The following is a 14,447-nucleotide window of genomic DNA, read 5'->3' as shown; positions in this document are numbered from 1 at the left end:
TCATGTCTCACGGCTTGTGGACCGGACTGATCCTTGGGCTCTGCCTCGTGGCCAATGCCGCGCTGGCGGAAACGCGCCAGGTCTCGCCCGGCCCGCAAGCCCTCGCCAATGCCATCGCCGGGGCAGCCCCCGGCGATGAACTTGTCCTCGAGCGGGGCCTTTATGAGGGACCGGTCGAGATCTTGAAGCCATTGATCGTGACCGGGCTGGATGGCGCAATTCTTCGGGGCAACGGCACCGGGTCCGTGATCGGCATTTCCGGTGAGAACATCACCGTGCGCGGCCTTGCCATTGAGGGCTCGGGCAGCAATTCGACCGACATCGACAGCGGCATCTTTGTGCGGGAAACCGCAAGGAACGTCACCGTCGAAGACAATTTCCTGAGCGGCAATCTCCATGGCATCACGCTCCACGGCGCACAGGACGTGAAGGTGCTGCGCAACCGGATCGAGGGCCGAAACACCGGTCATGTAAACGACCGGGGCAATGGCATCTATGTCTGGAATGCGCCGGGCGCACTGGTGGAAGGCAACGAGATCCGCTGGGGGCGCGACGGCATTTTCGCAAATGTTTCCAAGAAGGACGTCTTTCGCGGCAACCTGATGCGGGACCTGCGGTTTGCGGTCCACTACATGTACACGAACGACAGCGTGATCGAGGGCAATGTCTCCATCGGCAACACGCTCGGCTATGCCTTGATGTTCTCCAACAAGATCATCGTCAAGGACAACATGTCTCTCGCCGACCGGCAGCATGGCCTGATGCTGAACTATGCCAACAATGCGGAGGTCATCGGCAATCTGGTGCGTGGCGGCACCACCGCCAAATGCACCTTCATCTACAACGCCCACAAGAACCGGATCACGGGCAACCGGTTTGAGGGCTGCGGTATCGGCATTCACTTCACCGCCGGATCCGAGCGCAACGCGATCTCCGGCAATGCCTTCATCGCCAACCAGAACCAGGTGAAATATGTCGGCAGCCGCCAGATCGAGTGGAGCGACCAGGGTCGGGGCAATTTCTGGTCCGATCATGCCGCCTTTGATCTCAATGGCGATGGCATTGCAGACAGCCCCTACCGCCCGAACGACCTGATGGATCACATCCTGTGGTCCCAGCCTGCGGCCAAGTTGCTGCTGGGCTCGCCCGCCGTGCAGCTGGTGCGCTGGAGCCAGGATTCCTTCCCGGCCACCCTTCCAGGTGGCGTGACCGACAGCTTTCCGCTGACCGAACCGATTTCCATTTCCGTTCCCGCCCGCTTCATCGCCCTTGAGGCCGATGCGATTGCTGAGGCGCGCGAGAGGAGCATGACCGATGACGATCCTGACAATCTCGCAAGTCACTAAACGCTTCGCCGGACTGACGGCGCTGGACGGCGTTTCCCTTGCCATCGAGGCTGGAGAGCGGGTTGCGCTGCTCGGCCATAACGGCGCGGGTAAATCCACGCTGATGAAGACCATTCTGGGCCTTCTTGCTGCCGACGGGGGCACGATCTCCGTCGATGGCCATGTGCCGGGCAGTCAGGCCGCCAAGGCCCTCACCGCCTATCTGCCTGAAAATGTCGCCTTCCACCCTGCCCTGACCGGGCGTGAGCAGATCGAACTCTATCTGCGCCTCAAGGGGGAACCGGTCAAAAAGGCTGCCGGGCTTCTGGAGCAGGTCGGAATTGCGGACGCCATGAACCGGCGCATCGGCACCTATTCCAAGGGCATGCGCCAGCGCATCGGCCTTGCTCAGGCTTTGATCGGGCATCCGAAGCTGATGATCCTGGATGAGCCGACAAGCGGCCTCGACCCGGTCTCCCGGCAGGAGTTCTATTCCATTCTGGACCTTCTGGCCCATGACGGCACTGCAATCCTGCATTCCTCCCACGCCCTGACCGAGGTTGAGGCGAGAACCGACCGGATCGCGATCCTGTCCCGTGGCGTTCTCGTTGCCAACGACACGTTGAGCGCCTTGCGCCACTCGGCGGGCCTGCCGATCCATATCCGGCTCGTGGCGCAGTCCGGTCAGGCGGACGAGGTTGCCCGGCAACTCGGCGGCACGCGGATAAACGGCAAGCGGGTCGATCTGGCCTGCGCACCTGAGGCCAAGCTTGGCCGCCTGAATGACATCACGCGTCTTGGGTCCCTGGTTGAGGATGTGGATCTCATCCCGCCCAGCCTTGAAGACCTTTACACCCACTACAGCCGGAGGACCGTGCAATGAGCCGGATCCTGGCCACCGCTCAGGCGGAATTCCGCATTGCCCTGCGCAACCGCTGGGTCGCCATAGCCATCGTCATGATGGTGCTTTTCGCCGCCGTCCTGTCCGCAGCAGGCTCTGCGCCGACAGGCGAACTTGGAGCGGACAAGCTGACGGTCACGGTAGCGAGCCTGACCTCTCTTGCCGTCTATCTGGTGCCGTTGATTGCGTTGCTCATGTCCTTTGATGCGATCGCCGGCGAAGTGGAACGCGGCACACTTGCGCTGGTGCTGACCTATCCGGTGCGCCGGTGGGAGCTGGTTCTGGGCAAGTTCCTGTCTCATCTGATGGTCCTCGCCCTGGCGGTTGTCGCCGGATATGGGGTGGCTGCCCTTTCAGCCTTTGCGTTCGATCCACGCTCCATTGATGGTTTGGATGCGCTTGTCCGCCTCACCTGGACTTCACTGCTGCTTGGTGCTGCCTTCCTAGGCATCGGGTATGCGATTTCGGCCCTGTCAAAGCGTCCTGGCACAGCGGCAGGGCTTGTGGTCGCGCTCTGGCTGATCCTGATCGTGCTGTATGATCTGGCGCTTCTGGCCGGTGTGGTGGCAGACAACGGCGGTTATTTCTCGAAGACGCTGTTTCCGCTCGCATTACTCGCCAATCCTGCCGACGCCTTCCGGCTGTTCAATCTGGCCTCTTCCGGAGCCGTTGCGGCTGCCGCGGGGATCGGCGGCGCGGCCAGCACCATTCCGCCTGTTCAAGCCTTGGGCTCGCTGGTCCTTTGGTCCGCCGCAGCCTTGCTTCTTGCCGTCGGCGCATTCCGGAGGGTTCAGCCATGATCCACCTGTCACGATTTGCCGGTGTGGCCCTTGTCGGCCTCCTCCTCGCAGGCTGTCAGCCGGAAGCATCCGCTCCGCGTCCGGACCCTGTCGCCATGACAGACAATGCGCTCGGCTTCTATTGCCAGATGAACCTGAAGGAGCATCCGGGGCCGAAAGCCCAGGTGCATCTGGAAGGCCTGACAGGCATGCCTCTGTTCTTCGCGCAGGTGCGCGATGCCATTGCCTATCAGCGCATGCCCGAGCAGGAGAGCCCCATTGTGGCGGTCTATGTCAGCGACATGGGCAAGGCAAAGAGCTGGGAAGAACCGGGAGCAGATAATTGGATCCGGGCGGATGACGCCTTCTACGTTGCAGGCGCCGATGTCGGCGGCGGCATGGGCGCTCCGGAGTTCGTGCCGTTCGGTACTGAGGCGGATGCCGAGACCTTTGCGAAGCAGCATGGCGGGCATGTGGTCCGCCTTGGCGGTATTGCCGACGAGGATGTGCTGGCACCTGTCGACTTCAAGACTGATGCGGACGGCAACTTCCTGCCGCCGGAAACCACCCCTTCCAAGTGATGGAGGCTCTGATGCCGACCCTTTCCCGCCGCAGGTTCCTGTCCATTTCTGCAGGAGCATCCGCCCTCAGCCTTGCTCTGCCCGGTGCTCTTTTGGCTGCCGAAACGCCGCCTCTCTCCCGCTGGCAGGGTTCGGCCCTCGGAAGTGCCGCCTCCATCACGCTGGCGCATCCGCAGGCGAAAGCCATTCTTGCCGAGGTTCTGGCCGAGATCGAACGTCTCGAGGCGATTTTCTCGCTTTACCGGACGGACAGTGCGCTTGTCCGCTTGAATGCCGAGGGCGAGCTGATCGCGCCTCCTTTTGAATTGGTCGAGTGCCTGGGACTTTGCGGGTTGCTTCACCGGCAGACAGACGGTGCCTTCAATCCAGCGGTTCAGCCGCTGTGGACGCTTTATGCGGACAATTATGGCACCGGCCAGCGCCCCACGGACAAGGACATTGAAAAGGCGAAGGCCCTGTCGGCTTGGGAAGGCGTTGCCTATGCCCCTGACCGGATTTCGCTGGAAGGCAAGGGCCGGGCGTTGACGCTCAATGGCATTGCCCAAGGGTTCATTGCAGACAAGGTCGCGCGGCTTCTCACAGAGCGCGGGCTGACTAATGTCATGATCGACACTGGGGAGCTGCGCGCTCTCGGCGGGCAGCCCGATGGTCACGAATGGACCGTTACTCTGGCCGGGGACCGGGGAACCAGGTCCTTGCGGGACCGTGCTCTGGCCACCTCTGCACCGCTCGGAACGACCTTCGATCAACAAGGCCTGACGGGCCATATTCTCGATCCGCGCACAGGTCTTCCGGCGGGGACGCAATGGCGGCAAGTCAGCGTTTCGGCTCCCTCGGCAGCCATTGCGGATGGGCTGTCGACGGCCTTTTGCCTGATGCCGCTTTCGCAGATCGAAGAGACCCTTAAGCGGATGCCCGAGGCCGCCCTAGCGGATATCGTCTAGGGGACCCAGGCTTCTGCACGGCCTGGGCCGAGACGCAGAAGGTCTATGGCCCGGGCGGCGATCTGGTTCACTGCGGCCTCGAGGCTCGGCGGATTGAGATAGAAGGCCGGAACAGGCGGCATGACAATGGCGCCCATCTCTGTGACCAGTGTCATGTTGCGCAGATGCGCGAGGGTTAGCGGTGCCTCGCGTGCGAGCAGCACCAGCGGCCGGCGTTCCTTCAACTGGACCGATGCGGCACGGGTCAGAAGGTTATCGTCAAATCCGTGCGCGATTGCGGCCAGCGTGCGCATGGAACATGGCGCGACGATCATGCCGGAAATTGCATGGGAGCCAGAGGCGATGCCCGCGCCGATGTCCTCGACCTCATGGATCCTCGCCGCCAGCTTCTGCATCTCTTCCAGTGCGCACGGAGTGCATTCGGTCTCGAAGGTCCGCCGGGCGGCATGACTGATCACCAGGTCGAAGAGGATCTGGCGATGGGCAAGGTCCTGCGCGCAGGCTCTTGCCAACATCGCACCGGAAGCACCTGAAACGCCGAGGATGACGCGGGTCATGCGAGGCCCTCCAGCTTCAGGATCCGTTGGGCACTGTCTTCCGCCGCCTTCGACAGTTTCATCACCTTGCCGAAGTCGCGGGTGGTTTCCGAGCCGATCTTGGTGGTGGCGTCCAGTCCGATCTTTCCGGCCAGCCCCTCGAGGGGCGAGGCAAAGTCCAGATAGTCCATGGGGGTGCGGTCCAGGATCATGCTGTCGCGGGCCGGGTCGTAGCGTGTGGCAAGTGCCCAGGCGATGTCATCCCAGTTGCGCGGATTGATGTCGTCATCCACGGCGATGATCATCTTTGTGTAGCTGAACTGGGGCAGCAGGCCCCAAAGGGCCATCATCACCCGCCGGGCCTGTCCGGCATATCGCTTGGCGATGCTGACGACGGCGATCCTGTAGGAACAGGCGGCTGGAGGCAGCCAGAAATCACGAATTTCCGGGATCTGCTGGCGGATCACCGGCAAGGCCAGATCATTGAACACTTCGCCGATGATTGACGGCTCGTCCGGTGGCCGGCCGGTCCAGGTCGACAAATAGAGCGGATTCTGGCGGTGGGTGATGGCGGAAACGGTCAAGACCGGAAAGGGCTCGACGGAATTGTAATAGCCGGTGTGATCCCCAAAGGGTCCTTCAGGGGCCGTATCTCCCGGCTGGATCCAGCCTTCGACGATGATTTCCGCATTGGCGGGAACCAGCATGGGAATGGTGCGCGCCGGAACCAGCCGCGTGCGCTGGCCTCTGAGCACGCCGGAGAACGTCAACTCGGACACATGCTCCGGCAAAGGCAAGGCTGAGGCAAGCAGAAGCGCCGGGTCTGCCCCAAGAACCACAGCGACAGGCATCGGTTCTCCCGCCCGCTCATAAGTCTGATGGTGGCCTGCCCCGCCCCGATGCGCCAGCCAACGCAGGATGAGGTGGTCCTTGTCCAGAACCTGCGCCCGGTAGATGCCGGAATTGTAGCGGCCGGTGTCCTCGGCCGTGCTGTCCTGCGGCCGGGTCAGGATCACCGGCCAGGTCATCAGCGGCCCGCCATCTTCCGGCCAGCAGGTCTGCACGGGAATGCGGGTCAGATCCGGCGGATCCATGCTTTCGTCCTGAACCGGCGCGGATTTCGTGAGCTTGGGGCGGGTCTGAAGAGCGGCGGCAAGATGCGGCCATTTGGATAAGGCATCCTTGAAGCCCTCCGGCGGGACGGGATTGCGCAGGGCTGCGAGAAACTCGCCGAAGACCGGGACGCTTTCAAGTTCCAGACCGAGCCCGGCGGCGACCCGCTCCCGGGTTCCGAACAGATTGGTGATCACCGGCATTTCCGCCTGCAGCCCCTTAACCGTTTGCGCCGAATCGAAACGGAGGACCGGTCCACCTGCCAGCAGCACTTGCCGGTGGATGGCGGTCATCTCTTCGACAAGGGAAACCGGGCTCCGGATGGGTTTCAGATCTTGCCGCGCCTCGCACCAGTCAAGGAAGGCGCGAAGGTCTGGGAAACTGGGAAGCTGGCGCATGGAAACTCCGCAAGGGTTTGTCCCGCGCACTTAATCAAATCAAGGCCTTCGGGATGTTGATGCGCATCAACGTCCCGGCATGGTTTCCCTTCTCCAGAAGACATTTCGTCTTTCTGTGGGGGGCTTTCTGGAACCCTTCCAAATCTGATCGCGAGTTTGTTCCGGCACAACGTTGGCCGGGCGTCTTGGCCTTAGCAGTGGTTTCACCGTCGGCAACCGCCAACAACGGGAGATAACAATGTCAGGACCAAGCGAACCGCACCGGCCACCGGTCGAGCGTTTCACAAAATCGGCCGCGAGAAATATTTTCTACGGCGGCTCCATCTTCTTTTTCGTCGTCTTTGTCGGCCTCACCGCCCAGAGCCATTGGCACGTCCTCACCAACTCGACGGATGTTGCCACCCTCAATGACAGTGTCGTGCGCGGCAAGCATGTCTGGGAAAAGCATGCTTGCATCAACTGCCACTCGATCCTGGGGGAAGGCGCCTATTTCGCGCCGGAACTCGGCAACGTCTGGATCCGCTATGGCGGCAAGGATGACCCAGAGGGTGCCCGCGACGGGCTGATCGCCTGGATGCAGTCCCAGCCCTCCGGCATTGAGGGCCGCCGCCAGATGCCGCAATTCAACCTCTCTGACCAGGAACTCAACGATCTTGTTGATTTCCTTGAGTGGACCAGCCGCATCGATACCCAGGGCTGGCCGCCCAACGATGCCGGTTGAGGAGGATCCATCATGAAATACGCTTCACAAAAGGTGGCCTACTGGTACTTCGTTTGTGCCATGGCCCTGTTCGGGGTGCAGATCCTGGCCGGTGGTCTGGCCGGCATCGTCTATGTGCTGCCGAATACGCTCTCCGAGCTTCTGCCTTTCAACATCATCCGCATGATCCACACCAACGCCTTGATCGTGTGGCTGCTGATGGGTTTCTTCGGCTCGGCCTATTATCTTGTGCCCGAGGAAGCCGAGCGGGACATTGAAAGCCCGCTTCTGGCCTATATCCAGCTCGGTCTCTTGATGTTCGGCGCATTGTCGGCCGTCGCCGGCTACACGCTTGGCATCCACGAGGGGCGCGAGTTCCTGGAGCAGCCGCTGTGGATCAAGATCGCCATCGTCGTGGTGGCTCTGATCTTCCTCTACAACATCTCCCTGACGGTTCTGAAAGGCCGCAAGACGGCGGTGACCGGCGTGCTGCTGCTGGGGCTTTGGGGCATTGCTGTCTTCTGGCTCTTCGCCTTCTATGCACCGGACAACCTGTCACTCGACAAGATCTACTGGTGGTACATCGTCCATCTCTGGGTCGAGGGCGTCTGGGAACTGGTCATGGCGGCGGTGCTTGCCTTCCTCATGATCAAGATGACCGGCGTCGACCGGGAAGTCGTTGAAAAGTGGCTCTATTCCATCGTCGGGCTGGCTCTCTTCTCCGGTCTTCTGGGGACCGGGCACCACTACTACTGGATTGGCGCGCCGGGTTACTGGCAGTGGGTTGGGTCGGTGTTCTCCGCTCTCGAGATCGCGCCCTTCTTCGCCATGGTGATCTTTGCCTTCTCCATGGTGTTCCGGGGCCGCAAGGACCATCCGAACCGGGCTGCCGTGCTGTGGTCGCTGGGCTGCACGGTCGGTGCCTTCTTCGGCGCTGGCGTCTGGGGCTTCCTGCACACCCTGTCTTTCGTGAATTACTACACCCACGGGACACAGGTGACGGCAGCGCACGGCCACCTCGCCTTCTTCGGCGCCTATGTGATGCTGAACCTGGCGATCATCACCTATGCCATGCCCTATCTGCGGGGCAAGTCGCCCTATTATCAGACCCTGAACATCTTCTCGTTCTGGATCATGACCGGGGCCATGACGGTGATGACTTTCGCGCTGACCTTTGCCGGCGCAATCCAGGTGCATCTGCAGCGGGTGATGGGCATGTCCTACATGGAAGTCCAGGACCAGATTGCCCCGTTCTACTGGGTGCGTCTGGGCGCAGGCGTCCTCGTGCTGATCTCCGCGCTGATGTTCCTCTGGGCCGTCTTTGGTCCGGTGCGCGAGCGCCGCGCGGTGCGGGCCTCCGCCATCGCCCAGCCTGCCGAATAGCAACAGGACCGGGCGCAGCAGCAGCTGTGCCCGGGTCCGCCCCAGCCTTTCCTCCCCTTCCATCAGCCGGAGCGCATCATGATCCCGAACGCCACCCTGTCCGCCGAAGAAGCCCCGTTCTATGCCCCGGCGGTCAATGAAATCGCCCTGTTTGAAAACGCCTACCGGAACCAGTTGCCTGTGCTCCTCAAGGGGCCGACCGGTTGCGGCAAGACGCGGTTCGTCGCCCACATGGCTGCCCGGCTTGGACGCCCGCTTTATACGGTTGCCTGTCACGATGATCTGACCGCAGCCGATCTGACGGGCCGTTATCTGCTCAAGGGCGGTGAGACGGTCTGGGTCGATGGCCCCTTGACCCGCGCCATCCGCGAGGGCGCAATCCTTTATCTCGATGAGGTGGTGGAAGCGCGCAAGGATGTGACCGTGGTCCTCCATCCGGTCACGGACGACCGGCGCACCCTGCCAATCGAGCGGACGGGCGAGCTTCTCACTGCACCCATGGAATTCATGCTCGTGGTGTCCTATAACCCGGGCTATCAGAACGTCCTCAAATCCCTGAAACCCTCCACCCGCCAGCGCTTCATTGCCATGGAATTCGGCTATCCCGATCCGGAGACGGAAGCTGCCATCGTGTCGGCGGAAAGCGGTCTGCCAAAGGACCGCTGCGTGCCGCTGGTCCGGGTGGCCAATGCGCTGCGCGATCTCAAGGGACAGGATCTGGAAGAAGGCGCCTCCACCCGCCTGATCGTCTATGCGGCAACTCTGATCCAGTCCGGCTTGAGACCCGCCGAAGCTCTGGAAGCGGCCCTTCTGCAGCCCCTCAGCGACGATCCGGATATCCAGAGCGCTTTGGCCCGCGTTGCTGAACTGGCCCTGGGGTGATGCCATGTCCATCTTCGAGCCCGAAGAATTCATCGGTGAACACTGGCACAGGCTTGTCGGCGGGCTGACCAGCCTGCCCCGCCACCCGGAGGCCGCGGTCAATCTGAAAGACATGCGGGTCCGGCTTGGCGTTTTGTTCCGGGCCTTTGGAGGGGACGGTGCGATCCGGCTGACGGAGAGTGCTCCAGCGGCCTCTCATCACAGACTGTCCTTGCTCCGCAAGGCAGGGCTTGGCACGGAGAAGATTGCACCCGCCGTACTGGATGCCTCAACCCTGCGGCTGCCGCCGGTGATCGACTGCTTTCCGGATAACCACGACAATGCCGCTCTTTATGAGTGGCTGGCGGCCTGGTTCGCCCATGCGCCTGCGGCGATTGCTGCCTCGAACCAGGAGGGGCCTGTGCCGGACAATCTTCTGGCCAGGGACATCCAGCGCCTGCGTCTTGCCATCCTGGCCACCCGTACGACGCTGACAGCCTGGCCGGGCCTGCGGCCGCTCTATCACCGGCTGAAGGCAGCGGCACTGGAGGCACGGCCTGACCGGTCGTTGCCCAGGACAGAAGCTCAGATGGAAGAGGCGATCAGAGCCATGCTGGGCGGCAAGAGAACCTCGGACAATCCATTGCTGCGAGCGATCGAGGATCCTTCGGTTACCCTGGATACTCTGAAGGCTTCCCGCGGATACCGGCCCTTTTTGCCCGTGCCCTTGTTCGGGGAACTCAGGTTCGACAAGGGGAAAGGCCGTGCGGATGAACCAGAGGAGGCGCCGGGCGCTTCCGTGCCGATGGACACCAAGCAGCGTCAGGCGGAACGCCGGGATACGGACCACAGCGACCGGGGCGACCCGCTCTATTTCCACCGGTTCGAGACGATCTTTTCCCTCGCCGAGATGGTGAATGTGAACAGGCGGGTCGATGAGGACGACGAGGAAGGGGCAAAACAGGCAGCCGATGACTTGTCTGAACTGACGATTGGCTCCAACAGCCAGAAGACCGGCGTGCGTCTGAAGATGGATCTGGACCTCGCTCCGGGAGACGCGGAGGACGGGGCGCTGGACAGTGGCCTGACCTATCCCGAGTGGGACTGGAAGCTGAACGCGCACCGGCCGGACCATTGCCGGGTGATTGCCTCCAGAGCGCAAGAGCAAGGCGAGGACTGGGAACCGGATGAGGCCATGCGGCGTCAGATCCGTTCCGTCCGCCGTCATTTCGAGGCCTTGCGCCCGCGCCGTGTGGTGCTCCATGGCCAGCCAGACGGTGACGATCTGGATTTGACGGCCGTGGTCAGGGCGGCAGCCGACCGGGCAGCAGGAGGGGCCGGCAGCGACAATCTCTTCCTGTGCGGCCGGGCGATCGAGAGGGATCTTTCCATGGCCGTGCTCATGGATGTTTCGCTTTCAACAGATGCCTGGATCGGTGAGCATCGCGTTCTCGACGTGGAAAAGGCAGCCTTGCTGGCGCTGAGCCAGGGCCTGACGGCCTGCGGTGATGAGCATGCCATTTTCACCTTCACGTCCCGCCGCCGCAACGCGGTGCGTGTCGAGACGGTGAAGGAGTTTGATGAACGTGCTGGAGAACAGGTCACCCGGCGCATCAATGCCCTGAAACCGGGGCAATACACCCGGATGGGTGCTGCTATCCGCCATGCAGCGGCAAAGCTGGCAGATCGCCCGCAGAGGCACCGGCTTCTGCTGATCCTCACCGACGGCAAGCCGAATGATATCGATTATTATGAAGGCCGCTATGGCATTGAGGATACGCGTGCCGCGATCCGGGAGGCCCGGAAACAGGGGCTGAAGGTCTTCGGTGTCACAGTCGACGAGGCGGCGCGGGACTATTTCCCCTATCTCTTCGGCAGAGGCGCCTATTCGATCATTTCCAATCCGGAGCGTCTGCCTTCCGCCCTGCCGGCTATTTACCGGCAGCTCACCTGCTGACGTCCTTCCTTGCCTCTATCACCTGGGCAATCGAGAAGATTGCCCAGGCCAGACCCCAGAATGCGGAAGCAAGGCAAAGCAACTCGATCCGGAAGGTGAGCCAGATACCGGCTGTCACACGGGAAGCTGCTGCCAGCTGCACCAGTGCCAGAGACAGATGGACAAGCCGGAGAACTGTTGAGCCTTTCTCGCCGCGTGGCAGCACAAGCCTTGCCATCACGGCCATGGTCATGCCGCCGATCGCCCCGGCACCTGCTGCGTGAAAGGCGGCATCCGATCCGGGAAAGCTCTCAGGCAGAGCGGAAAACCCAAGCAGAAAAAGTCCCGCACACAGCCAGGCATAAGCTGCATGGAGCGCGATGACCTCCAGCCGCCGCAAGCGCCAGCCTTGCCACAGGATGAGGCGAAGCAGATGCGTTGCACCAGTGAACAGGCAGAGGATGAAGAACGCCAATCCGCTGCCTTGCGTGACAACAAGGCCTGAAAGTACAGCAGCAAGACTGAGTAGCGCCAGCCGGTCGAGCCAGGGATAGACCCGCACATGGCTGGCATCGGTCCGGTTCTCCAGGGACGTTCGCGTCAGGCTCGGAACCAGCTTGCCGCCGATCAGGGCAATGACATTCAGGACCAGGAGAAGCAGCACGGGTATGGCTGCCGTGACTGTGTCTGCAAGGCCCACCCCTGCGAGCAGGGCGATCCGCATGAGGGCGGCTGCCGATGATATAGACAGAAAGGCAAACAGGGAGAGGAACGCCCGTGCCGAGGGCCTGCGCCGGATCTCGCGCGCCAGAACCATGGTGCCCAGCAATGGGAACATGGCTTCAAGCAAGACCATGCCCAAGCCTGGCAAGGGCAGTGGCAGGAACAGCAAAAGGGTTGGCAGAGCCCAAGTGCCAAACAGCGCCGCCAGAGGCCAGCCTGAAGCAGGAAGGTGCCCGCTCCAGTTCGGAGTGGCTGACAGAAGATAGCCGCACATGACCGCTCCGGCGAAGCCGGGTACCATCGCCCGAAGATGCCAGGGAAGGCCTTCAAGTCCTCCGACCTGAGGGGTGCCGTTCAGATAGAAAAGCACCCACAACGGTACGGCAAGAGCTGCAAGTAGGGACGCGCCGAGAAAGAACGGCCGGTAGGGAGCCGCGAACACCCAACCTGCCTGTTGCCGGGCACGCTTGGCAAGATAGGCAGGCGAGCGTTCGCGGCTCCGTCCCGGACTGATGCCTTCCATGGGCTACACGGCGGCGGAATGGCGGCCGCCGGCTCCCAGATAGGCATCAAAAGCACTGGCCACGACACGGGCAATCTCGTGGTGGTGCTCCCGGATGACGACGCGGTTGCCGGTCAGCTCCACCCAGCCCTTCCGGGCAAGGGGAGCAAGCCGGTCCTGAATTTCCGGCGTTGCAGCGGTTTCTCCGGTTTCGAACCGGCAAAGAAGATCCTCGATCACCTGTCCGCGCCGGATGTCGTCCGGTTCCAGCCGCCTTCCCCGAACGATGGGAAGCTCTCCGGCTTCAATCCGCCTGCGCCAACCATGATTGTCCGGAGCATTCTGGGCATAGCCGAAAGGCGTGCGGCTGATGGACGAGGCCCCGATGCCTATCAGGGCTTCGGCTTCATCGGTCGTGTAACCCTGAAAGTTTCGCCGCAGGGTTCCAGCTTTGGACGCCAGAGACAGGTCATCTTCCGGCTCCGCAAAGTGATCGATCCCGACTTCCGCATAACCGGCTTCGACCAGCAGGTCTCTTGCCAGACGGGCCTGTGCGTAGCGCGCCTTCGCATCGGGAAGGTCCTCATCCTTGATGAGCTTCTGATGGCTTTTCATCCAGGGCACGTGGGCATAGCCGAAAACCGCGAGCCGGCCGGGCCGCAGACGGGCAACATGTCCGACGGTCTCACGGATGGAACCAAGGTCTTGCAGCGGAAGGCCATACATCAGGTCGGCGTTGATCCGGTTGATCCCTGCGGAGCGCAATGCGTCAAAGGAGGCTTCGATCCGCTCCAGGGGCTGGATCCGGGCGATGGCCTTTTGGACGGCTGCGTCCAGGGTCTGAACGCCGAGGCTTGCACGGGTGATGCCGAGACTTGCCAGATGCCGCGCGCCCTCATGGGTAACGTGGCGCGGGTCCAGTTCGATGGCATGTTCCATGCCGGGGCGGAACCGGAAGCGGGTCTTCAGGTCTTCGACCAGATCGGCAAAGACCTCTGGCGGCAGGATGTTGGGCGTGCCGCCACCCCAGTGCACATGAGACACCTCGACCGGGCCAAGATGCTGATGCAGCAGGGCAATCTCGTCATGAACAACGGCGGCATAGGCGCGGACAGGATCGTCCCTCAAGGCTGCCTTGGTGGTGCAGCCGCAATAGGTGCAGATCGTCCGGCAGAAGGGAATGTGAAGATAGAGGGAGACCGGCTTTCCGGCCTTGCCGGTTTGACGCAGCCAGGTGCCATAGTCGGCCGCCGTTATGTCCGCAGAAAAATGCGGGGCGGTCGGATAGGAGGTGTAACGCGGCACTGCCTGCCGCGACACGTCCAGAAGGTCCTGTGAGATCGATGGAGCCATTGCACAAATCCTTGACGGGTGTCCGGCCTGCTCCTGTTGTGAGGATGTCTTGCGGACGCCAGGCAAGATGCCGCTCGAATCCCCTCTCAACGTTGCTCTGGGACAAAGTTCTCGGCAGTTTCCGGCGCTAGACTTCTTCATGCTAGACAAGGAGAAGTGCCATGCAGGCAACCTTGATACCTCCCATCACCCCTGACACCATTCTCGACGAGATGATGGCGGCCTATAAGGCCACGATCCCGCTTTTCATTCATCGAAAGATGCTATGTATCGGATGTCCGGTGGCCCGGCTTCACGACGTGCGCGAGGCCTGCCACGAGCATGGAATTCCCTTGCAGGAATTTCTGGATGAGTTGAACGCGGCCGCAACGGGACCCTGATCTTGTCGCCGCAGGCGGAAATCTGAGGCGTG

General features: G+C 62.1%; 14 protein-coding genes. 10 read left to right on the top strand and 4 right to left on the bottom strand.

Annotation, left to right across the window (positions count from 1 at the left end; translation table 11 throughout):
- Positions 1–2: 2 nt before the first annotated feature.
- Genes BUA94_RS20040 through BUA94_RS20020 form a run of 5 tightly spaced genes read left to right on the top strand, consistent with a single transcriptional unit; the run spans position 3 to position 4,530 of the window.
- Complete coding sequence (locus tag BUA94_RS20040) at positions 3–1,346, top strand: nitrous oxide reductase family maturation protein NosD (RefSeq protein WP_073015129.1); 1,344 nt, start codon at positions 3–5, stop codon at positions 1,344–1,346.
- The gene (locus BUA94_RS20035; protein ID WP_175558091.1) at positions 1,315–2,208 is read left to right on the top strand and encodes an ABC transporter ATP-binding protein; all 894 of its coding nucleotides are present in this window, start codon (positions 1,315–1,317) and stop codon (positions 2,206–2,208) included. The genes BUA94_RS20040 and BUA94_RS20035 overlap by 32 nt, the downstream gene beginning before the upstream one ends.
- Positions 2,205–3,026: an ABC transporter permease gene (locus tag BUA94_RS20030; RefSeq protein WP_073015128.1), complete on the top strand. Its 822-nt coding sequence runs from the start codon at positions 2,205–2,207 to the stop codon at positions 3,024–3,026. Before BUA94_RS20035 ends, BUA94_RS20030 begins: the two co-directional genes overlap by 4 nt.
- On the top strand, positions 3,023–3,586 hold the full coding sequence (locus tag BUA94_RS20025) for a nitrous oxide reductase accessory protein NosL (protein ID WP_073015127.1): 564 nt from the start codon (positions 3,023–3,025) through the stop codon (positions 3,584–3,586). The genes BUA94_RS20030 and BUA94_RS20025 overlap by 4 nt, the downstream gene beginning before the upstream one ends.
- An 11-nt stretch (positions 3,587–3,597) precedes the next feature.
- Complete coding sequence (locus tag BUA94_RS20020; protein WP_073015235.1) at positions 3,598–4,530, top strand: FAD:protein FMN transferase; 933 nt, start codon at positions 3,598–3,600, stop codon at positions 4,528–4,530.
- On the opposite strand, the gene BUA94_RS20015 is transcribed toward BUA94_RS20020, so the two are convergent.
- Both BUA94_RS20015 and BUA94_RS20010 read right to left on the bottom strand, forming a co-directional pair.
- Positions 4,527–5,087 (bottom strand): UbiX family flavin prenyltransferase, encoded by a 561-nt coding sequence (locus BUA94_RS20015; protein WP_073015126.1) that lies wholly within the window; start codon positions 5,085–5,087, stop codon positions 4,527–4,529. The genes BUA94_RS20020 and BUA94_RS20015 overlap by 4 nt on opposite strands.
- Positions 5,084–6,577 (bottom strand): UbiD family decarboxylase, encoded by a 1,494-nt coding sequence (locus tag BUA94_RS20010; RefSeq protein WP_073015125.1) that lies wholly within the window; start codon positions 6,575–6,577, stop codon positions 5,084–5,086. The genes BUA94_RS20015 and BUA94_RS20010 overlap by 4 nt, the downstream gene beginning before the upstream one ends.
- Positions 6,578–6,815: 238 nt before the next feature.
- Here BUA94_RS20010 and BUA94_RS20005 point away from each other — a divergent pair, with 238 nt between their 5' ends.
- The 4 genes from BUA94_RS20005 (at position 6,816) to BUA94_RS19990 (ending at position 11,478) form a co-directional block, all read left to right on the top strand.
- The gene (locus tag BUA94_RS20005; RefSeq protein WP_073015124.1) at positions 6,816–7,298 is read left to right on the top strand and encodes a c-type cytochrome; all 483 of its coding nucleotides are present in this window, start codon (positions 6,816–6,818) and stop codon (positions 7,296–7,298) included.
- 12 nt (positions 7,299–7,310) lie between these two features.
- Positions 7,311–8,660, top strand: a complete 1,350-nt coding sequence (locus tag BUA94_RS20000) for a cbb3-type cytochrome c oxidase subunit I (RefSeq protein ID WP_073015123.1) — start codon at positions 7,311–7,313, stop codon at positions 8,658–8,660.
- Between the two features lie 78 nt (positions 8,661–8,738).
- Positions 8,739–9,542, top strand: a complete 804-nt coding sequence (locus BUA94_RS19995) for a CbbQ/NirQ/NorQ/GpvN family protein (RefSeq protein ID WP_073015122.1) — start codon at positions 8,739–8,741, stop codon at positions 9,540–9,542.
- 4 nt (positions 9,543–9,546) lie between these two features.
- The gene (locus BUA94_RS19990; RefSeq protein WP_073015234.1) at positions 9,547–11,478 is read left to right on the top strand and encodes a nitric oxide reductase activation protein NorD; all 1,932 of its coding nucleotides are present in this window, start codon (positions 9,547–9,549) and stop codon (positions 11,476–11,478) included.
- Here the strand turns inward: BUA94_RS19990 and BUA94_RS19985 are convergent.
- Complete coding sequence (locus BUA94_RS19985; protein WP_073015121.1) at positions 11,468–12,703, bottom strand: NnrS family protein; 1,236 nt, start codon at positions 12,701–12,703, stop codon at positions 11,468–11,470. The genes BUA94_RS19990 and BUA94_RS19985 overlap by 11 nt on opposite strands.
- Positions 12,704–12,706: 3 nt before the next feature.
- Positions 12,707–14,035, bottom strand: a complete 1,329-nt coding sequence (gene hemN / locus BUA94_RS19980; RefSeq protein ID WP_073015120.1) for an oxygen-independent coproporphyrinogen III oxidase — start codon at positions 14,033–14,035, stop codon at positions 12,707–12,709.
- Between the two features lie 161 nt (positions 14,036–14,196).
- Between hemN and BUA94_RS19975 the strand changes: the two genes are divergently transcribed.
- On the top strand, positions 14,197–14,415 hold the full coding sequence (locus BUA94_RS19975; protein WP_084082148.1) for a DUF1858 domain-containing protein: 219 nt from the start codon (positions 14,197–14,199) through the stop codon (positions 14,413–14,415).
- Positions 14,416–14,447: the final 32 nt, after the last annotated feature.

It is taken from the genome of Roseibium suaedae, assembly GCF_900142725.1.
Taxonomy (GTDB): domain Bacteria; phylum Pseudomonadota; class Alphaproteobacteria; order Rhizobiales; family Stappiaceae; genus Roseibium; species Roseibium suaedae.
Note: the sequence above shows the minus strand (reverse complement) of the source record. Positions and strands in the feature narration are given on the sequence as shown.